Origin of the sequence: Stutzerimonas nitrititolerans, from assembly GCF_003696285.1 — a bacterium.
Taxonomy (GTDB): Bacteria; Pseudomonadota; Gammaproteobacteria; order Pseudomonadales; family Pseudomonadaceae; genus Stutzerimonas; species Stutzerimonas nitrititolerans.
In genome coordinates this window covers 333,898-353,686 of the sequence record NZ_RFFL01000001.1, presented here as the reverse complement: position 1 = coordinate 353,686, position 19,789 = coordinate 333,898, and the positions used below count along the sequence as shown (strand labels likewise).

At 64.8% G+C, this 19,789-nt stretch carries 20 protein-coding genes; 11 read left to right on the top strand and 9 right to left on the bottom strand.

Features of this window, described 5'->3' with window-relative positions; genetic code table 11:
• Positions 1 to 99: 99 nt before the first annotated feature.
• On the bottom strand, positions 100 to 1,014 hold the full coding sequence (locus tag EA795_RS01645) for a response regulator (protein WP_122075163.1): 915 nt from the start codon (positions 1,012 to 1,014) through the stop codon (positions 100 to 102).
• 209 nt (positions 1,015 to 1,223) lie between these two features.
• Between EA795_RS01645 and EA795_RS01640 the strand changes: the two genes are divergently transcribed.
• From EA795_RS01640 to EA795_RS01615, 6 genes are all read left to right on the top strand, one after another.
• Positions 1,224 to 2,021 carry a universal stress protein gene (locus EA795_RS01640; RefSeq protein WP_058073936.1) on the top strand — a complete coding sequence of 266 codons (798 nt, stop codon included), beginning with the start codon at positions 1,224 to 1,226 and terminating at the stop codon, positions 2,019 to 2,021.
• Positions 2,022 to 2,427: 406 nt separating this feature from the next.
• The gene (locus EA795_RS01635) at positions 2,428 to 3,633 is read left to right on the top strand and encodes an ABC transporter substrate-binding protein (protein ID WP_014854351.1); all 1,206 of its coding nucleotides are present in this window, start codon (positions 2,428 to 2,430) and stop codon (positions 3,631 to 3,633) included.
• 2 nt (positions 3,634 to 3,635) lie between these two features.
• The gene (locus tag EA795_RS01630) at positions 3,636 to 4,445 is read left to right on the top strand and encodes an ABC transporter ATP-binding protein (RefSeq protein WP_205891462.1); all 810 of its coding nucleotides are present in this window, start codon (positions 3,636 to 3,638) and stop codon (positions 4,443 to 4,445) included.
• Positions 4,438 to 5,148, top strand: a complete 711-nt coding sequence (locus tag EA795_RS01625) for an ABC transporter ATP-binding protein (RefSeq protein ID WP_058077892.1) — start codon at positions 4,438 to 4,440, stop codon at positions 5,146 to 5,148. The genes EA795_RS01630 and EA795_RS01625 overlap by 8 nt, the downstream gene beginning before the upstream one ends.
• On the top strand, positions 5,148 to 6,035 hold the full coding sequence (locus EA795_RS01620; RefSeq protein WP_065984438.1) for a branched-chain amino acid ABC transporter permease: 888 nt from the start codon (positions 5,148 to 5,150) through the stop codon (positions 6,033 to 6,035). Before EA795_RS01625 ends, EA795_RS01620 begins: the two co-directional genes overlap by 1 nt.
• Complete coding sequence (locus EA795_RS01615; RefSeq protein WP_065984439.1) at positions 6,035 to 7,024, top strand: branched-chain amino acid ABC transporter permease; 990 nt, start codon at positions 6,035 to 6,037, stop codon at positions 7,022 to 7,024. Before EA795_RS01620 ends, EA795_RS01615 begins: the two co-directional genes overlap by 1 nt.
• A gap of 171 nt (positions 7,025 to 7,195) precedes the next feature.
• Here the strand turns inward: EA795_RS01615 and EA795_RS01610 are convergent, their stop codons facing one another.
• The 4 genes from EA795_RS01610 to EA795_RS01595 all read right to left on the bottom strand — a co-directional run bounded on the left by EA795_RS01610 (position 7,196) and on the right by EA795_RS01595 (position 10,551).
• Positions 7,196 to 7,969: a ParA family protein gene (locus EA795_RS01610; protein ID WP_122075161.1), complete on the bottom strand. Its 774-nt coding sequence runs from the start codon at positions 7,967 to 7,969 to the stop codon at positions 7,196 to 7,198.
• 90 nt (positions 7,970 to 8,059) lie between these two features.
• Complete coding sequence (locus EA795_RS01605) at positions 8,060 to 8,854, bottom strand: thymidylate synthase (RefSeq protein WP_115028429.1); 795 nt, start codon at positions 8,852 to 8,854, stop codon at positions 8,060 to 8,062.
• Positions 8,855 to 8,957: 103 nt separating this feature from the next.
• Entirely contained in the window at positions 8,958 to 9,758 is an 801-nt protein-coding gene (gene lgt, locus EA795_RS01600) for a prolipoprotein diacylglyceryl transferase (RefSeq protein ID WP_115028430.1), read from the bottom strand.
• Positions 9,759 to 9,768: 10 nt separating this feature from the next.
• Positions 9,769 to 10,551 carry a sulfite exporter TauE/SafE family protein gene (locus EA795_RS01595; RefSeq protein WP_014854359.1) on the bottom strand — a complete coding sequence of 261 codons (783 nt, stop codon included), beginning with the start codon at positions 10,549 to 10,551 and terminating at the stop codon, positions 9,769 to 9,771.
• Between the two features lie 170 nt (positions 10,552 to 10,721).
• Here EA795_RS01595 and EA795_RS01590 point away from each other — a divergent pair, with 170 nt between their 5' ends.
• Complete coding sequence (locus EA795_RS01590; protein WP_115028431.1) at positions 10,722 to 11,483, top strand: NRDE family protein; 762 nt, start codon at positions 10,722 to 10,724, stop codon at positions 11,481 to 11,483.
• Positions 11,484 to 11,607: 124 nt separating this feature from the next.
• Here EA795_RS01590 and ptsP read toward each other — a convergent pair whose 3' ends face one another.
• A complete protein-coding gene (gene ptsP, locus EA795_RS01585; RefSeq protein ID WP_058077898.1) occupies positions 11,608 to 13,887 on the bottom strand; it encodes a phosphoenolpyruvate--protein phosphotransferase in 2,280 nt (759 codons plus the stop codon).
• A gap of 19 nt (positions 13,888 to 13,906) precedes the next feature.
• The gene (locus EA795_RS01580; RefSeq protein ID WP_014854361.1) at positions 13,907 to 14,386 is read right to left on the bottom strand and encodes an RNA pyrophosphohydrolase; all 480 of its coding nucleotides are present in this window, start codon (positions 14,384 to 14,386) and stop codon (positions 13,907 to 13,909) included.
• A 179-nt stretch (positions 14,387 to 14,565) separates the two neighbouring features.
• Here EA795_RS01580 and EA795_RS01575 point away from each other — a divergent pair, with 179 nt between their 5' ends.
• Positions 14,566 to 15,219, top strand: a complete 654-nt coding sequence (locus EA795_RS01575; protein WP_014854362.1) for a histidinol-phosphatase — start codon at positions 14,566 to 14,568, stop codon at positions 15,217 to 15,219.
• A gap of 15 nt (positions 15,220 to 15,234) precedes the next feature.
• Positions 15,235 to 16,461, top strand: a complete 1,227-nt coding sequence (locus tag EA795_RS01570; protein ID WP_122075159.1) for an MFS transporter — start codon at positions 15,235 to 15,237, stop codon at positions 16,459 to 16,461.
• 20 nt (positions 16,462 to 16,481) lie between these two features.
• Here the strand turns inward: EA795_RS01570 and EA795_RS01565 are convergent, their stop codons facing one another.
• Entirely contained in the window at positions 16,482 to 16,922 is a 441-nt protein-coding gene (locus EA795_RS01565; protein ID WP_014854364.1) for a DUF2269 family protein, read from the bottom strand.
• Positions 16,923 to 16,941: 19 nt separating this feature from the next.
• Positions 16,942 to 18,528 carry a threonine ammonia-lyase, biosynthetic gene (gene ilvA, locus EA795_RS01560; protein WP_376749613.1) on the bottom strand — a complete coding sequence of 529 codons (1,587 nt, stop codon included), beginning with the start codon at positions 18,526 to 18,528 and terminating at the stop codon, positions 16,942 to 16,944.
• 99 nt (positions 18,529 to 18,627) lie between these two features.
• Here ilvA and rpiA point away from each other — a divergent pair, with 99 nt between their 5' ends.
• Together rpiA and EA795_RS01550 are read left to right on the top strand one after the other, a co-directional pair.
• On the top strand, positions 18,628 to 19,299 hold the full coding sequence (gene rpiA, locus EA795_RS01555; protein WP_058073924.1) for a ribose-5-phosphate isomerase RpiA: 672 nt from the start codon (positions 18,628 to 18,630) through the stop codon (positions 19,297 to 19,299).
• Positions 19,300 to 19,385: 86 nt separating this feature from the next.
• Positions 19,386 to 19,730 carry a YegP family protein gene (locus tag EA795_RS01550; RefSeq protein ID WP_122075157.1) on the top strand — a complete coding sequence of 115 codons (345 nt, stop codon included), beginning with the start codon at positions 19,386 to 19,388 and terminating at the stop codon, positions 19,728 to 19,730.
• Positions 19,731 to 19,789 lie beyond the last annotated feature (59 nt).

The window sequence follows — 19,789 nt, the reverse complement described above, 5'->3', positions numbered from 1 at the left end:
GCCTAGCAGCGCCACTCAGTCTGCGCGAGCCACCGACCGTCGGGGTGTGAAGCGCATCATTTTCGGTCTGTATCACGGGCGACCGACGGTCCTCGGAAATCACGCGCCGGGGGTGAAATGCCGCTGCGCAGTGCCGCGAGCGATCAGCCGGGACAGGTAGTCGAGCTTCTGCGGATCGCGGTCGACGAAGCGGAAGATCAACTGCAGCCATTCGCTGTCGGGCTTGGGTTCGAAGGCCGCCACCGAATGCAGGTAGCCATTCAACCGTGCCACTTCACCGCCCTCGCCTTGCTCCAGATCGAGTACCGCGCCTTCCAGTACCTGCGGCAGTACCTCGCCGCGCCTGACCACCAGCGCGGCCTCCTTGAGGCTCAGGGCCTTGATCACGCATGCGAGGCTGCCCGATCCCAGGCGCAACTGGCCCTGGCTGCGAGCACTGCTGGATGCCGTCGGCTTTTCGACCCGCATCGCCGCCGGTGCCGGCGCCTGCTGGGTAGCGGCCGCAACCGTCGCGGCGCTGGCAGCCGGCTTGACCACTTCCGCCCGGCCGCCGGTCAAGGCAGCCAGCGAATCGTTGGCCATGCCGGTCGTCGTGCTGCGCTGGGGCGCGCTGGCCGCCAGGGCATCGAGCTTGCCGGCCCGGCCCAGCGCCTTGCGCACCTTGCTGGTCAGCTGCTCGTTGGAAAACGGCTTGCCGATGAAATCGGACACACCGGACTGGATGGCCTGGACGACATTCTCCTTGTCGCCACGGCTGGTGACCATGATGAACGGGACGACCTTGAGCCTTTCCTGCCCACGGCACCAGGTGAGCAGCTCCAGGCCGGACATCTCGGGCATTTCCCAGTCGCAGAGAATCAGGTCGAATCGCTCCCGCTCGAGCAGTTGCTGGGCCTTGCGTCCATTGACCGCTTCCTCGATGCGAATGCCGGGAAAGTGGCTGCGCAGTCCCTTCTTCACCAGATCGCGGATAAAGGGCGCATCGTCCACCACCAGTACATTGACCTTGCTCATTGCTCGCTCCTGCTTGATGGCGGCCAGCATAGCGGCAGGACACGATCGAAAAAAGCGCGAGCGTGCGCCGATGACCGAAAGTCTGAGCCGCGCCGGCCACGGCGCACCCGCGAGGTGCGGCATTCGCGGCCTGATGGCCGGGGCACGCCTGCGGGACAAGCCGCGGCCGGCGCGGCATACTTCGCCTCAGTTTCCCGTTCGAGATCACCATGGTTCAGCATATTCTCGTCGCCCACGACCTCAGCCCCGAAGCCGACCTGGCCCTGCACCGGGCCGCCCAGTTGGCTCGACAGCGCCAGGCGCGGCTGAGCCTGCTGCACGTGCTCGCCAAGGAGGCCGGCCCCATCGGGGAACAGCGGGCCCGCGATCATCTGCAGGAGCGCCTGCAGGCGTGCGGCTACGACGCGCTGGAACCCTGGATCCGCCGGGGTCAGCCGGCCGAAGAGGTGCTGACCCAGGCACGCGGGCTCGAGGTCGACCTGCTGGTGCTCGGTCAGCACCATCGGCAATCGCCGCTGGGATTCGCCGGCACCACCCTGGAGCGCATCCTGCTCGCCACGCCCGCGCCGTTGCTGCTGGTGATCGGCGAAACGCATGCACCCTACGACCAGGCACTGGCGGCACTGGACTTCTCTCCCTGTGCCAGCCGCGCCATGCAATGCGCCTGGGCACTGCTGCCGGACGGGGCAGAACTGCATGCGCTGAACGTGCATGAGGTGGCCGAGATCCACGCCCCCGACCCGGAAGACCTGGCCCTGCAACAGGAGCTGTTCGACCAACTCGTCGAAGACATCCAGGTCCGGCTGCCGGAGAAGGACGTGCAGCTGAGCTACAGCCTGCGCCAGGGTGAACGCGGCAATTGCCTGGATTCGGCCATCCGCGAGATGCGCCCGCAATTGCTGGCGCTCGGCGGGCACAGCCGCGGCGAGCTGAGCAGCGCACTGCTCGGCAGCCTGACTCGCCAGTTTCTCGAACAGCCACCATGCGACGTGCTGGTAGCACGCTGATTCACACCTGACCTCTGTCCTTGCGAGCGCCCTGAGCGGCGCCGCGTGATATCCCTTCCTCGACCGCTCTCCATCGGCCGCTGGCAACCTCTTGCCCAGGCGACGTTGCTTCCGCCGAATCCCCTGCTACGTTTATTTCCTGTGGCCTGCGTCATTTCACCGCAACGTTGCGGTGATGACGGCACAGGCTCTGGGCCAAGAACAACAATAAATAAGACGAAGAAAACATGGACTTCAGCTCGCCCCATCGCCGTCCGCCCCGCCCGAATTCTTCCCTGCAGGCCTGTTCGCAGGTAATTCATCGCACACATGGCTTTCGCGCCGAACCGCCAGCCTAAACCCCCGCGTCAGCCGCGAAGGCCTTCGGGCGGGCGGCGGACGAGCAAACGTGCCAGGAGAGACAAGCATGAAGCTTTCAGCAATTGCAGCGGCAACCCTGACAGCGGCGATCGCCGCTCCCGCCTCGGCCGAGGTTTCCGACGGGAAGGTGAAGATCGGCATCCTCAACGACCAGTCCGGCGTCTATGCCGATTTCGGCGGCAAATGGTCGTTCGAAGCGGCGAAGATGGCGGCCGAGGATTTCGGCGGCAAGGTACTGGACGCACCAATCGAGATCGTCACCGCCGACCACCAGAACAAACCGGACATCGCCTCCAACATCGCCCGCCAGTGGTACGACCGCGAGCAGGTCGACGCGATCATGGAGCTGACCACCTCCTCCGTGGCGCTCGCCGTCCAGGGGCTCTCCAAGAGCAAGAAGAAGATCAACCTGGTCACCGGCGCCGCCACCACCGAGCTGACCGGCAAACAGTGTTCGCCTTACGGCTTCCACTGGGCCTACGACACCCACGCCCTGGCCGTCGGCACCGGTGGCGCACTGGTATCTCAGGGTGGCGACAGCTGGTACTTCCTCACCGCCGACTATGCCTTCGGCTATTCACTGGAAGAGCAGACCGGCAAGTTCGTCAAATCCAAGGGCGGCGAGGTCAAGGGCGCGGTGCGCCATCCCCTGGCGACCACCGACTATTCGTCGTTCCTGCTGCAGGCGCAGTCCTCGGGGGCCAAGGTCATCGGCCTGGCCAACGCCGGGCTGGATACCGCCAACAGCATCAAGCAGGCCGCCGAATTCGGCATCGTCGCCGGCGGCCAGCGCCTGGCCGCGCTGCTGTTCACCCTCGCCGAAGTCCATGGCCTGGGCCTCGATGCCGCGCAGGGCCTGAGCCTGACCGAAAGCTTCTACTGGGATCGCGACGACCAGTCGCGCGAATTCGGCGAGCGCTTCTTCGAGCGTACCGGGCGCATGCCGAACATGATCCATGCCGGCACCTACTCCGGTGTGCTGCAGTACCTCAAGGCCATCGAGAAAGCCGGTACCGACGCCACCGAGCCGGTGGCCAAGGCCATGCACGAAATGCCGGTGGACGATGTCTTCGCCCGCAACGCCAAGGTCGGCGCCAACGGCCGGCTGATCAGCGACGTCTACCTGATGGAGGTGAAGAAACCCGAAGAGAGCAAGCGCGCCTGGGACTACTACAAGGTGCTGGCCACCGTGCCGGGCGACGAGGCCTACATCGACCCGAGCGAAAGCGGCTGCGACCTGGCCGGGCAATGAGCATGGCGGCCACGACCGGCGGCACGCCAGCAGGGCACGGTTCCTCGGCCGCCAGCCAGGACTGGCCCGTGCTGCTCTCGGCCCGTGGCCTGCGCCGTGAATTCGGCGGCTTCGTAGCCGTCAACGATGTCGATCTGGACGTGCGCCACGCCCGTGTGCATGCCCTGATCGGCCCCAACGGCGCCGGCAAGACCACGGTGTTCAACCTGCTGACCAAATTCCTACAGCCCACCAGCGGCAGCATCCGCCTGCTCGACCAGGACATCACCCGCACCGCGCCGGCCAAGGTGGCGCGCATGGGGCTGGTGCGCTCGTTCCAGATCTCCGCGGTGTTTCCTCACCTGAGCGTGCTAGACAACGTGCGCGTGGCGTTGCAACGACCGGCCGGCCTGGCCTGGCAATGCTGGCTGCCGAAGCGCTCGCTCGACCGGCTGAACGAGCGCGCCATGCAGCTGCTGGAGTCGGTCGGTCTGCAGGACAGGCGCCACGACGCCGCCGCCGACCTGTCCTACGGCCGCAAGCGGGTGCTGGAACTGGCCACCACCCTGGCGCTGGAACCGAAGGTGCTGCTGCTCGACGAGCCCATGGCCGGCATGGGCCACGAGGATGTGGCGGTGGTCGCCGAGCTCATCCGGGCGGTGGCGACCGAGCGCGCGGTGCTGATGGTCGAGCACAACCTCAAGGTGGTCGCCGACCTCTGCCATGAGGTGACGGTGCTGCAGCGCGGGGAAATCCTCACCAGCGGCGACTACCGCAGCGTCAGCCAGGACGAACGTGTGCGCACCGCCTACATGGGAACCGAAGATGACTGAAAGCACGGCACTACTGGCGGTACGCGAACTCAACGCCTGGTATGGCGAAAGCCATGCGCTGCACGGCATCGACCTGGACGTGCACGAAGGCGAAACGGTGACGCTGCTCGGGCGCAACGGCGTGGGCAAGACCACCGCGCTGCGAGCCATCGTCGGCATCATCCGCAAACGCAGCGGCAGCATCCGCGTGGATGGCAAGGACATGCTGCGCGTACCGCTGCACCGCACCGCGCGCCATGGCATCGGCTACGTGCCGGAGGAGCGCGGGATCTTCTCCAGCCTGACGGTGGAAGAAAATCTCACCCTGCCGCCGGTCATCGCCAAGGGCGGCATGAGCCTGAAGGAAATCTACGCGCTGTTCCCCAACCTCGAGGAGCGCCGCAGCAGTCCGGGTACCAAGCTCTCCGGCGGCGAGCAGCAGATGCTGGCGATGGCGCGCATCCTGCGCACCGGCGCGCGCCTGCTGCTGCTCGACGAGCCCACCGAAGGCCTGGCGCCGGTGATCGTCCAGCGCATCGGCGAAGTGCTGGTGACGCTCAAGCAGCGCGGCATGACCATCCTGCTGGTGGAACAGAATTTCCGCTTCGCCAGCAAGGTCGCCGACCGCTTCTACGTGGTCGACCACGGCAGGATCACCGACAGTTTCGCCGCCGCGGAACTGCCCGGCCGCATGAGCCGGCTCAACGAAGCCCTGGGGGTCTGATGACGACGATCTTCGACATACCCATCCAGGCGTTCCTCGGCCAGTTGCTGATCGGCCTGATCAACGGCTCCTTCTATGCGCTGCTCAGTCTGGGGCTGGCGATCATCTTCGGCATGCTGAAGATCATCAACTTCGCCCACGGCGCGCAGTACATGATCGGCGCCTTCGCCGGTTACCTGCTGCTGGCCACCTTCGGCATCGGCTACTGGCCGGCGCTAATCCTCGCACCGCTGATCGTCGGCCTCGCCAGCGCGGCGATCGAGCGGCTGGCGCTGTCGCGGCTGTACAACCTCGACCACCTCTATGGCCTGCTCTTCACCTTCGGCCTGGCGCTGGCCCTGGAAGGCACCTTCCGCTATTTCTACGGATCTTCCGGGCAACCCTACGCGGTACCCAAGGAGCTGGCCGGCGGCTACAACCTGGGCTTCATGTTCCTGCCCAAGTACCGTGCCTGGGTGGTGCTGGCTTCGCTGGTGATCTGCCTGGGCAGCTGGCTGCTGATCGAGAAGACCAAGCTCGGCGCCTACCTGCGCGCCGCCACGGAGAACCCGACGCTGGTACGCACCTTCGGTATCAACGTGCCGCTGCTACTGACCTTCACCTACGGCATGGGCGCTGCGCTGGCCGGGCTGGCCGGCATGCTCGCCGCGCCCATCTACCAGGTCAGCCCACTGATGGGCTCGAACCTGATCATCGTGGTGTTCGCCGTGGTGGTGGTCGGCGGCATGGGCTCGATTCTCGGCGCGATCATCACCGGCTATCTGCTGGGTGTTCTCGAGGGACTGACCAAGGTGTTCTACCCCGAGGCCTCGAACATCGTGATCTTCGTGGTCATGGCAATAGTGCTGCTGGTGCGCCCGGCCGGCCTGATGGGGAGAGATACCTGATGAACAGCCAAGCCAGCGGCACCATCACCTCTACCCGACGCCCACTGATACGCCTGGAAACCGTACTGATCCTGCTCGGCGTCGCCGCGCTGGTACTGGCGCCCTTCTACTTCTATCCGATCTTCATCATGAAGGTGCTCTGTTTCGCGCTGTTCGCCTGCGCCTTCAACTTGTTGTTGGGCTATGCCGGCATCCTTTCCTTCGGGCATGCGGCATTCTTCGGCGGTGCGGCCTATTTCACAGCCCATGCGGTGAAGGAATGGGGGCTGTCGCCGGAGCTGGGGATTCTCGTCGGCGTCGCCGGCGCGGCGCTGCTGGGGCTGGTGATCGGCTTCCTGGCGATACGCCGGCAGGGCATCTACTCGACGATGATCACCCTGGCACTGGCGCAGATGTTCTTCTTCTTTTGCCTGCAGGCCGCCTTCACCCACGGCGAGGACGGCATCCAGGGGATTCCGCGCGGGCGACTGTTCGGCCTGATCGACCTGGAGAATCCGCTGTACATGTATTTCTTCGTGCTGGGGGTATTTCTCGCCGGCATGCTGGTGATCTGGCGCGTGATTCATTCACCTTTCGGCATGATCCTGCGCTCGATTCGCGAGAACGAGAACCGCGCGATCTCGCTGGGCTACAGCGTGTCGCGCTACAAGCTCGGCGCCTTCGTCATGTCCGCCGCGCTGGCCGGGCTGGCCGGCGGGCTGAAGGCGCTGGTGTTCCAGTTCGCCACGCTGACCGACGTCAGCTGGCAGATGTCCGGCGAGGTGGTGCTGATGACGCTCCTGGGCGGCATCGGCACGCTGGTCGGCCCGGTGTTCGGCGCTGCCCTGGTCACCACGCTGGGCAATTACTTCGCCACGTCCGAGCTGCCGGTCACGCTGGTGACGGGCGTCATCTTCATGGTCTGCGTGCTGGTGTTCCGCCGCGGGATGATCGGAGAGCTCTATGCGTCGCGGCTGGGCAAGAAGCTAGAACGGCGTGCAGAGGATTGAGGGTGATCAAAAGCATCGCCGCGAGATCGGGACTTCCACAAAAGCAGCCTGCACAAACTTTCCTGTAGGAGGCGCGCCCTCACGGCGATGCAGGCCGAAGGACTGCCAAAGGCTTGAAGCGAGCTGCGAGCAAAGGCAGAGCCTTCAAGCTTCCGGTTTCAGTTGCCCTACTCAACCCCGCCCTTCGAGCAGGTCATGCAGCTCGACGAATTGCTGGCTCAGCTTGTGTCGCGGGTCGAAGTAGATCAGCGGCGTGCACGCCTCGTGCGATTCACGCATCCTGACCGAGCTCATCAGGTAGGACGGCAATACCGGCAGCCCCTCGGCGAGCAGCTCGGCGATCATCTGCTGGGGCAGCGCAGCACGCGGCTGGAACTGGTTGACCACGATGCCTTCCACCATCAGATGCTCGTTGTGGTCCTCCTGCAGCTCGGCAATTTCGTCGAGCAGACCGTAGAGCGCCTGGCGGGAGAAGCTGTCGCAGTCGAAGGGAATCAGGCAACGGTCCGCCGCGATCAGCGCGGACACCGTGAAGAAGTTCAGCGCCGGCGGGGTATCCAGGTAGATCCGCTCATATTCCGAGGACAGGCCATCGAGCAGCTTCCTGAGCTTGTTGATCTTGTGCTTGGCCTCGAGCTTGGGCTGCAGGTCGGCCAGTTCGGGCGTCGCGGTGATCAGGTGCAGGTTGTCGAACGGGGTTTCATGAATCGGCGGGCGCGCCTTCTTGCCGGCCGCGCCGCCCGCCAGTATCTGCTTGAAGAAATCGGCGATGCCGGTGGGAATATCCGGGCCCGTGCAACCGCTGAGGTAGTGGCTGGAATTGGCCTGGGCGTCGAGATCGACCAGCAGCGTGCGGTAGCCCTGCGAGGCACTGACGGCGGCCAGGTTACAGGCGATGCTGGACTTGCCGACGCCGCCCTTCTGATTGAACACCACCCTGCGCATGCCCCACCTCCTCGAAACCCTGGCGGTCGAGTCTATAGGGCAAATGTGACAGCGCGATTAAATACACGCCGCCTTTCGACCAAAGTTCGATCAGACCGCTACCGCCGCCTTGATGTGCGGATGCGCCTCGTAGCCGACCAGCTCGAAATCCTCGAAGCGGAAGCCGAACAGGTCCTTCACCTGCGGGTTGAGCTTCATCGTCGGCAACGGCAGCGGCTCGCGGGTCAGTTGCAGGTCGGCCTGCTCCAGATGGTTGGCATACAGATGGCAGTCGCCGCCGCTCCAGATGAACTCGCCGGGTTCGAGGTCGCAGACCTGCGCCATCATCAGCGTCAGCAAGGCATAGCTGGCGATATTGAAGGGCACGCCGAGGAAGATGTCCGCCGAGCGCTGGTAGAGCTGGCAACTGAGCTTGCCGTCGGCGACGTAGAACTGGAACAGCGCGTGGCACGGCGGCAACGCCATCTGATCGACCAGTGCGGGGTTCCAGGCCGAGACGATCAGGCGACGTGAATCCGGATTGCTTTTGATCATCTCCACCAGCTTGGCGATCTGGTCGACCGATTCGCCATTGGGCGCCGGCCAGTTGCGCCACTGGTAGCCGTACACCGGCCCCAGCTCGCCGTTCTCGTCGGCCCATTCGTCCCAGATGCGCACGCCGTTCTCCTGCAGATAGCGCACGTTGGTATCGCCCTGCAGAAACCACAGCAGCTCGTGGATGATGGATTTGAGATGGCACTTCTTGGTGGTCACCAGCGGAAAGCCGTCGGCCAGGTCGAAGCGCATCTGGTAGCCGAACACGCTGTAGGTACCGGTACCGGTGCGGTCGCTCTTGAAGGTGCCGTTCTCGCGCACGTGGCGCATCAGGTCGAGGTACTGTTTCATGATGGACTCGAAGCGGGCGCCGAGGCGCAAGTGAAAAGGCTGCGCGAATAGTAAAAGCACAGGCCCGGCTTGTCTCGCTGGCGCGACGAGCCGGACGGACCAATCAGGCTGAAGCGCTGGCGCCCTCGCGCCGATAGGCCCAGGCGATCATCCCGGCGCCGAGCAACACCATCGGCACGCAGAGCACCTGGCCCATGGTCAGCCAGCCGAACGCCAGGTAGCCGAGCTGTGCATCCGGAACGCGGACGAACTCGACGATGAAGCGGAAGATGCCGTAGCACACGGCGAACAGCCCGGACACCGCCATGGTCGGTCGCGGTTTGCGCGAATAGAACCAGAGGATCAGGAACAGCGCGACGCCCTCCAGGGCGAACTGGTAGAGCTGCGAAGGGTGACGCGCCAGTTGCTGCGGATCGGTGGGGAAAACCATCGCCCAGGGCACGTCGGTCGCCTTGCCCCAGAGTTCGGCGTTGATGAAGTTGCCGATGCGCCCGGCGCCCAGCCCGATCGGTACGAAGGGCGCGATGAAGTCCATCAGCTCGAAGAACCGCTTGCCGTTGCGCCGGGCGAAGATCCAGGTGCACAGCAGCACCCCGATCAGGCCGCCATGAAAGGACATGCCGCCCTTCCACACCTGCAGGATCAGGCTCGGGTCGTTGAGGTAGGACGCCAGGTCGTAGAACAGCACGTAGCCCAGACGCCCTCCGACGATCACCCCCATGGCCACCCAGAACACCAGGTCGGACAGCTTGTCCTTGTTCCACTCCGGGGCGAAGCGCTGCACCCGGCGCGACGACAGCCACCAGGCACCACCGATGCCGATCAGGTACATCAGGCCATACCAGTGAATCTGCAACGGGCCGAGGGAAACGGCCACGGGGTCTATTTGCGGATAAGGCAGCATCCAGCGCTCCTCAAATCAGAAAATTGATACCGACGGTCACCAGCAGCAACGCGAACAGCCGCTTGAGCAGCGTCGGCGACAACCGGTGCGCCAGATTAGCGCCCAGCCGCGCAAAGAGCATGCTGGTCGCGGCGATGCCGACCATGGCCGGCAGGTAGACGAAACCCAGGCTCCATTCCGGCAACTGTTCATTCTGCCAGCCAACCACCATGAAACTCAGCGCACCGGCGATGGCGATCGGCAGCCCACAGGCAGCGGATGTACCAATCGCCTGCTGTATAGGCACGCTGCGCCAGCAGAGAAAAGGCACCGTCAGCGAGCCGCCACCGATGCCGAAGATCGCCGAAGCCCAGCCAATTACCACACCGGCAACGGACAGCCCCGGCTTGCCCGGCACGTCGCCGCTGGCTTTGGGCAGAAAGTCGAAGCCCATCTGTACGGCCATGAGAATGGCGAACACGCCGATGATCTTCTGCAGCTGAGGCCCCTGAATCGCCTCGGCGGTCAGGCTGCCGAGCGCGGCGCCGACGACGATGCCCGCGGTCATCCAGAGCACCAGCGGCCAGCGCACCGCTCCCTTGCGATGGTGCGCGAGGATCGAATTGAAAGAGGTGAAGACGATGGTCGCCAACGAAGTTCCGATAGCCAGGTGAGTCAGAATCTCGGGCGCGAAACCATGCAGGGTAAAACTGAACACCAGCACCGGCACGATCACCAGACCGCCACCAACGCCGAACAGCCCGGCCAGCACACCGGCAAGCGCGCCAAGACCGAGATAAAGCACGAACTCCATCGGAGTCATCCTGAAAAACAAAGCGGCATGGTAGCTGAAAAGCGGGCTGGAGGCTGGAGGTGAGGCAGAGTCACCCGGTATTACTCGCGAGCCCTCTGCTCAGCCGACAGGGCGTGACCCGAGCTGCCTTTTCGTCTAGCCTCCAGCCTCCATCGCCTTTTTCGACGCCTATGTGCCTGATCGTTTTCGCCTGGCGGCCATCGCACGCCGTGCCCCTGGTAGTCGCGGCCAATCGTGACGAATTCCACGCCCGCCCGACGCTGCCGCTGGCGCCCTGGGAAGACGCGCCCGGGTTGTTCGCCGGGCGTGATCTGCAGGCCGGCGGCACCTGGATGGGGATCACCCCGGCCGGCCGCTTCGCCGCACTGACCAACATCCGCGCGCCGGGTGAGCCACTTGGCAGTCGCTCCCGTGGCGAGTTGCCGGAACGCTACCTGCGCGCCGACATGCCGCCCGAGGAATACCTGGACAGACTGGCAGCGCAACGCCGGGAATATTCGGGTTTCAACCTGCTGGTGGGCGACAACCGGGCGCTCTGGCACCTGAACTCCCATGAAGGGATACCGCGCAGGCTCACGGAAGGCGTCTACGGGCTCTCCAATGCCTCACTGGATACGCCCTGGCCGAAACTCGTTCGTGCTCGGACGATGCTTTCCAGCCATCTCGAAACCCTCTGCACCGAAACCTTGCTGCAACTGCTGGCCGATGACCAGCAGGCCACCGGGCACGAACTACCGAATACCGGTGTGGCGCCGGAGCTCGAGCAGTTGCTGTCGAGCGTATTCATCGCCAGCCGCGACTATGGCACCCGCGCCAGCACGGCGCTGATTCGCCGCAGCGACGGTTCACTGGAAATACGCGAGCGCAGCTTCGGTCCTGAAGGCTGCCTGGGCGACGTTCAGTTCCTGCACCCAGCAACACCTGACCTGTAGCGAGAGACGAAGGCCGAACAAGTTCGGCCCTACACGTTGCCGGCTAAGAGATGTTCACAGCCCTGGCGGTCAGCCCTTAGAGCCGAATTCATTCGGCCATGGACCGCAAAGGCCGCGCGCGAACTCAGACTGCCGCCGACGGATTGATCAACTTGTTCAGGCCCAGGTTGCGCAACGCCAGCTGCACGGTGGCGTGGGTGACCTCGGGGCTGTCGATGCGCATGACCTTGGCCAGCAGCTCCCGGGCGGTCTGCATGCTGATCTGGCGCAGCAACCATTTCACCTTGGGCAGGTTGGTGGCGTTCATCGACAGGCTGTCGAAGCCCATCGCCAGCAGCAGTACGGCCGCCGCGGGATCGCCCGCCATCTCGCCGCAGATGCTCACCGGTTTGCCCTCTTCATGGGCTTCCTTGACGATCCGCTGCAGCGCTTCGAGCACCGCCGGATGCAGATAGTCGTACAGGTCGGCGACGCGCGGGTTGTTGCGATCAACCGCCAGCAGATACTGGGTCAGGTCGTTCGAGCCCACCGAGATGAAGTCCACCTGGCTGGCAAGTTCGCGGGTCAGATAGACCGCTGCCGGCACTTCGATCATGACGCCGATCGGCGGCATCTCGACGTCCATGCCTTCGTCGCGTACCTCGCCCCAGGCACGGTGAATCAGGTGCAGAGACTCTTCCAGCTCGCGAATACCCGAAATCATCGGCAGCAGGATGCGCAGATTGTTCAGCCCGACGCTGGCCTTGAGCATGGCGCGGGTCTGCAGCAGGAAGATTTCCGGGTGGTCGAGCGTCACCCGGATGCCGCGCCAGCCGAGGAAGGGATTTTCTTCCTTGATGGGAAAATACGGCAGGCTCTTGTCGCCGCCGATATCCAGGGTTCGCATGGTCACCGGCAGCGGATGGAAGGCTTCGAGCTGTTCGCGATAGATCGCCATCTGCTCCTTCTCGCTGGGGAAGCGTTCCTTGATCATGAAGGGCACTTCGGTGCGATACAGCCCCACGCCTTCGGCGCCTCGCTCCTGGGCGCGCACCACATCGGCGAGCAGCCCGGTATTGACCCACAACGGAATACGGTGGCCATCGGTGGTCACGCAGGGCAGCTCGCGCAGCACGTCGAGCCCCGCCGAGAGCTGACGCTCCTGCTCGGCCAGTTGCAGGTACTGTTCGCGCAGCACCTTGGCCGGGTTGGTGATGATCTCGCCGCGGGTACCGTCGATGATCAGCTCGATACCATCGACCTTCGAATACGGCAGATCCACCGCGCCCATTACCGTGGGAATACCCATGGCACGAGCAAGGATGGCGACGTGGGAGTTGCTCGAACCCAGCACCGAGACCATCCCCGCCAGCCGGCCTTCCGGCACCTCGCCGAGCATCGCCGGGGACAGCTCTTCGCTGACCAGAATGGTTTTTTCGGGGTAGGTCAGGGTCTGCTTGCGCGCTTCCTGCAGATAGCCGAGCAGGCGCCGACCGATGTCCTTGACGTCGGAGGCGCGCTCGCTGAGGTAGGCATCGTCCATCATCTCGAAGCGCACGACATGGTCGCTGACTACCTGGCGCAGCGCGCCCTGCGCCCACTGGCCGGTGCGAATGAGCCGGGTGACCTCGCCGCCCAGCGCGGAATCCTCGAGCATCATCAGGTAGACGTCGAACAGCGCCCGCTCTTCCTTGCGCATCTGGCTGGCAAGCCGCTCGGACAGGGCGCGCATGTCGGCGCGCACTGCCTGCAGCGCCGACTCGAAAAGCGCCAGCTCGGCCTCGATCTCGGACTTTTCGATCGATTTGTCGGGCACTACGTCCAGATCCGCTGGCGGCAGCACCACCACTGCCGTGCCGACGGCCGCGCCGGGCGCGCCGGGAATGCCGATGAAGCGGGTTTCCTGGATGCCCTTGCCCTGGCGGCCGAGGCCGCGGATCGAGCCGGTCGCCTCGGCATGGGCGATGACCCCGGCCAGTTGCGCGCTCATGGTCACCAGGAAGGCTTCCTCGCCCTCGTCGAACTGGCGGCGCTCCTTCTGCTGGATGACCAGCACGCCCATCACCCGCCGATGGTGAATGATCGGTGCACCGAGGAAGGAGGCATAGCGTTCTTCGCCCGTCTCGGCGAAGTAGCGGTAGCGCGGATGTTCGGAGGCATGCTCGAGGTTGAGCGGCTCCTCGCGCGAGCCCACCAGGCCGACCAGGCCCTCGTTGGGGGCCATGCTGACCTTGCCGATGGCCTTCTTGTTCAGGCCTTCGGTGGCCATCAGGACGAAGCGATCCGATTCCGGATCGAGCAGGTAGACCGAGCAGACCTGGCTGGCCATGGCCTCCCGAACCCTCAGCACAATGATGCCCAACGCCGCCTTGAGGTCCTTGGCGGAGTTCACTTCCTGGACAATCTTGCGCAGCGTGCCGAGCATGCTCAGAGGCTTTCTCCCGTCAGTCCCGCGCCATCAGGCGCGGGGCGAGTTCTTTTAAGGCGCGACGGTAAACCTCGCGCTTGAAGGTGACGACCTGGCCCAGCGGGTACCAGTAGCTGACCCAGCGCCAGCCATCGAATTCGGGCTTGCCGGTGACATCCATGCGCACTCGCTGCTCATCGGAGACCAGCCGCAGCAGGAACCACTTCTGCTTCTGGCCGATGCACAGCGGCTGGCTATGGGTACGCACCAGGCGCTGCGGCAGGCGATAGCGCAACCAGCCGCGGGTACAGGCCAGAATCTTCACATCCTGCTGCTCGAGCCCGACTTCCTCGTTGAGCTCGCGATACAGGGCCTGCTCCGGTGTTTCGTTCGAATTGATGCCGCCCTGGGGAAACTGCCAGGCATTCTGATTGATCCGGCGCGCCCATAGGACCTGCCCGGCATCATTGGTCAGGATGATGCCGACGTTGGGGCGAAAACCATCGGGGTCGATCACGGCATACAACCTCGCAGACGCATGTGCGCCGCATTGTTCCACAAAAAGGCGCGGTGCCGAAAGCCGGATGTTCGAAGGCTCTAGACCGGTGCCGCAGACTCGCCCGAGCGTTGCCTGCGGGCTGTCGGGAATGGCGATTCCCGCTATGCTGCGCGTTTTTCCATCGTGAGGATTCCTGCGTGCGCCTGGCTCTATTCGATCTCGACAATACGCTGCTGGCCGGTGACAGCGATCACGCCTGGGGCGAATTCCTCTGCCGCCGCGGCATCGTCGACGCCACCCGCTACCGGGCACGCAACGATGCCTTCTACCAGGACTACCTGGCCGGTCAGCTGGACGTGCTGGCCTACCAGAACTTCTGTCAGGAACTGCTCGGGCGCAGCGAAATGGCGCAGCTGGAAGAATGGCACCGGCAGTTCATGGCCGAATTCATCGAGCCCATCGTGCTCGCCAAGGGCGAGGCGCTGGTGCGCCAGCATCACGAAGCGGGTGATCGCGTGGTGATCATCACCGCCACCAACCGCTTCATCACCGGGCCGATCGCCACGCGATTGGGCGTCGACACCCTGTTGGCCACCGAATGCGAGATGCTCGACGGTCGCTACACCGGCCGCCTGACCGACATCCCCTGCTTCCAGGAAGGCAAGGTCACGCGGATCGAACGCTGGCTCGCGGAAACCGGACAGAGCCTGGATGACAGCTACTTCTACAGCGACTCGCGCAACGACCTGCCGCTGCTGGAGCGCGTCAGCCATCCGGTGGCGGTGGATCCCGATCCGATCCTGCGAGAGATCGCCCAGGCCCGCGGCTGGAAGATTCTCAGCCTGCGCTAGGAAAGGAGCACGCTGTTGGCGAGGGAAGGCGCAAGCAAGGCCGACATACGGCCGGTAGTGGTGATTTCCCTGGCCACGGCGCTGAGCCTGCTGGGCGATTCGATGTTGTATATCGCCCTGCCCGTGCATTGGCGCGAAGCGGGGCTCGACTCACTGTGGCAAGTCGGTGCGCTACTGGCGATCAACCGCCTGGTGCGCCTGCCGATCAATCCGCTGATCGGCCTTCTCTACCAACGCATTTCGCTCAAGACCGGCCTGCTGATCGCCGTCGTGCTGGGTGCCATCAGCACCTGCGGCTACGGCTGGGCGCAGGGGTTCGTGGCCTGGATGCTGCTGCGTGCGCTGTGGGGCGTCGCCTGGTCACTGTTTCGCATCGGCGGGCTGACCGCTGTGGTGCGCTGCGCCGAGAGCAGTGGCCAGGGCCAGGCCATGGGCATGTACAACGGCCTTTACCGGCTTGGCAGCCTGTTCGGCATGTTGCTCGGCGGCCTGCTGGTGGCCTTCCATGGCTTACCTGCACTGGCCTGGGCCTTCGGCTTGCTGTCGCTGCTGGGCTTGCCACTGCTGGCGTTCGGCTTTCATCTTCCCACCACTGCCGAGCCCGAGCATCGGCAAAACACCGCCCCGGAGGCATGCGAAGCAACCGCTCACGCCCCCTGGGTGGTACTGCTCACGGGCTCGTGCATCGCACTGTTGATACAGGGAATCATGGCCTCGACCTTGAGCGCCCTGATCGAGCGCTATTACGGCTCGACAGTCGAACTGCTCGGCGTGCTGCTCAGCGCCACCGCGCTTTCCGGCTTGCTGTCGTCGGCGCGCTGGGCCTGGGAACCCTGGCTGGCCAGCCGGATGGGTCGCTGGTCGGATGGGCCACGTGGGCGGCTGCCCTTGCTGGTCGGTTTTCTGCTACTCGGCGCATCGAGCTTCTTGCCAATGGCGATGGGTCTGCCCCTGCCGATATGGCTGGTGATCACCCTGGTCGCGCTGTTGACCTCGACCGCGCTGACTACGCTGGGAGATGCGCTGGCTGCCGATACCGCCAGGCGGATCGGCGCGGTGCGTTTCATGACTCGCTATTCCATCGGCCAGGATCTGGGCGCTGCATGCGGCCCGTTGCTGGCCTATCTGCTGCTGAGCCTGACGGGCGGTTTCGGCTGGCTCTACGCCGGCGGCAGCTTGCTGCTGGGGGCGCTGGCGCTTTACTGGTGGCGCAGAGCGCGCACCGTCCGGCTGCTTGGCTGAGCGAATCCAGCAGGCGCCATTCAGACCGGCTTGGCCCCCATCAGGCCCATGATGACCACCAGTATCAGCAGGATCAGCCCGGCATAGGCCAGCGCGAAGCGCGGTAACCGGGCCGGCGCAGGCGCCTCGCCCAATCCCTGCCAGGCACGCAGCCGCCCGCCGAGCAGCAGGCCCAGCGGCACCAGCACCAGAAAGAGCACGGAACTGGCCAGCAACCACAGCTGGCCCAGCGGCCAGCCGGCCAGATGCGCCAGCCACCAGCCGCTGAGCGGCAACAGCAGGGCGAGCAATGCCAGCAGCGGCAGGGAAATCATCCGGGTACGGCGCAGTTTCTGCTGCAACACCGCGGCATCGGCGCGGCGCCAGGCCTTCCACAGGATGACGATGTGGGCGATCAGCCCGAGGGTCAGCAATATCGCCAGCGCAGCATGGGTAATGTTCAGCAGCTGATAGTGTTCCATTGATCCTCGCGCGGCCGGTTCAGCCGAGAAACAGCCGGTAGGCCGGATTGTCCGTCTCGTCCCAGTAGCGGTAGCCGATCTTGTCCAGCGCCGCCGGCAACCTGTGGCGGTCCTCGGCCGGTACCTGCAGCCCGGCCACCACACGCCCATCGGCGGCCCCATGGTTGCGGTAGTGGAACATCGAGATATTCCAGCGCCCGCCCAGGTTGTTGAGGAAATTGAACAACGCCCCCGGACGCTCGGGAAACTCGAAGCGGAACACTACCTCGTCGCTCACACCCGATGCATGGCCACCGACCATATGACGGATGTGCAGCTTGGCCAGTTCATTATCGGTGAGGTCGAGTACCGGAAAGCCCTTTTCCTGCAGGCCCGCGACCAGCGCCTCGCGCGGGTCGTTTTCCGGGTGCGTCTGCACGCCGACGAAGATGTGTGCCTCACCGTTCTGGTGATAACGGTAGTTGAACTCGGTGATCTGGCGCTTGCCGATCGCCTCGCAGAAGGCCTTGAAGCTGCCCGGCTGCTCGGGGATGGTCACGGCGATGATCGCCTCGCGCTTCTCGCCCAGCTCGGCACGCTCGGCGACGTGGCGCAGTCGGTCGAAGTTGACGTTGGCGCCCGAGTCGACGCCCACCAGTACCTGATTGGCGACGCCGTCACGCTCGACGTATTTCTTGATCCCGGCGACGGCCAGCGCGCCCGCCGGTTCGGTGATCGAACGGGTGTCGTCGTAGATATCCTTGATCGCCGCGCAGAGCTCGTCGGTGCTGACCGTGATCACTTCATCGACATGCTGCCGGCAGATATCGAAGCAGTGGGCGCCGATCTGCGCCACCGCCACGCCGTCGGCGAACAGCCCGACCTGCGGCAGCACCACCCGCTCGCCAGCGGCCATGGCCTGCTGCAGGCAGTTGGAGTCGTCCGGCTCGACGCCGATCACACGGGTTTCCGGGCGCAGGTACTTGATGTAGGCCGCAACGCCGGCGATCAGCCCGCCGCCGCCCACCGGGACGAAGATCGCATCCAGCGGCCCCTGGTGCTGGCTGAGAATCTCCATCGCCACGGTGCCCTGCCCGGCGATCACGTCCGGATCGTCGTAGGGATGGATGTAGACGAAGCCCTTTTCCTCGACCAGCTTCAGCGAATGCGCCAGTGCATCGGGGAAGGCGTCGCCATGCAGCACCACCTTGCCGCCACGGGCGCGCACGCCCTGCACCTTCAGCTCCGGCGTGGTGCGCGGCATGACGATGGTGGCCTTGATGCCCAGTTCGCGCGCCGCCAGCGCCAGGCCCTGGGCATGGTTGCCCGCCGAGGCGGTGACCACGCCGCGGGCGAGCTCTTCTGTCGTCAGCTGCGCCAGCTTGTTGTAGGCGCCGCGAATCTTGAAGGAGAACACCGGCTGCAGATCCTCGCGCTTGAGCAGAATCTGGTTGCCGAGCCGCTCGGAAAGCTGGCGGGCGGGCTGCAGCGGGGTTTCGACGGCCACGTCGTAGACGCGCGAGGTGAGGATCTTCTTGACGTACTGTTCGAGCATTCTGGCTATCTTGGCGGGCTTTTGCGGGGCCCACGAGTCTACTCCGCAGAAAACCCGTCGACCACCGGCAATCGGCGTGCAACACACCGTACAGCTTCGCGAACAAGACCCACCGGTAAGGCCCGGCTATAATTTCGCCCCTCGATTCTTCCGCCCGGACCCCAGAACGCCATGAACCAGGATCAACTCAAGCAGGCCGTCGCACAGGCCGCCGTCGACCTCATCGTCCCGCAGCTCAACGATCGCAGCATCATCGGCGTCGGCACCGGCTCGACCGCCAACTTCTTCATCGACCTGCTGGCGAAACACAAGGGCTTCTTCGACGGCGCGGTGGCCAGCTCGGAGGCGACTGCCGAACGCCTGAAGGGGCACGGCATTCCGGTCTACGACCTGAACTCGGTCGCCGAGCTGGAGTTCTACGTCGACGGCGCCGACGAAGCCAACGACCACCTGGAGCTGATCAAGGGCGGCGGCGCGGCATTGACCCGCGAGAAGATCGTCGCGGCGGTGGCGCGCACCTTCATCTGCATCGCCGACGGCAGCAAGCGGGTCGAGCGCCTCGGCGAATTCCCGCTGCCGGTGGAAGTCATCCCCATGGCCCGCAGCCATGTGGCGCGCGAGCTGGTCAAGCTGGGCGGCGATCCGGTCTACCGCGACGGCGTAGTGACCGACAACGGCAACGTCATCCTCGACGTGCACAACCTGATGATCGGCTTCGCGCCGGATGTCGAAGCACAGATCAACAACATCGTCGGCGTGGTCACCAACGGCCTGTTCGCCGCACGCCCGGCGGACGTGCTGCTGCTGGGCACCCAGGACGGTGTGAAGACGCTGAAGCGCTGAAACGAAGCGGCGACATCCACCACTTGCGGCTACGCTTGCCTTGCTGCATCACAGCAAGCGCAGATCACCAACATGAGGGTGTCGCCATGTCCGGCAAGTTCCAGCTGAAGAAAGCCAGCAACGGTCAGTTCCATTTCAACCTGCTGGCCGGCAACGGCCAGGTCGTGCTGTCCAGCGAGCAGTACCAGGCCCATGCCTCGGCGCTGAACGGCATCGAATCGGTACGCAAGAACGCGGTGCGCGACGGTGCGTTCGAGATCAGGCAGGCCAGCAACGGCAAGCACTACTTCGTGCTCAAGGCCACCAACGGCCAGGTCGTCGGCCAGAGCCAGATGTACACCAGCGCATCCAGCGCCCAACAGGGCTGTGACTCGGTGCGCCGCCATGCGCCCGACGCAACGCTGCAGGACGAAAGCACCACCACGGCCTGAGCCACGGCCAATGCGTCCCCGTAGGGTGGAAAACTGCGCAGCATTTTCCACGCGTATGC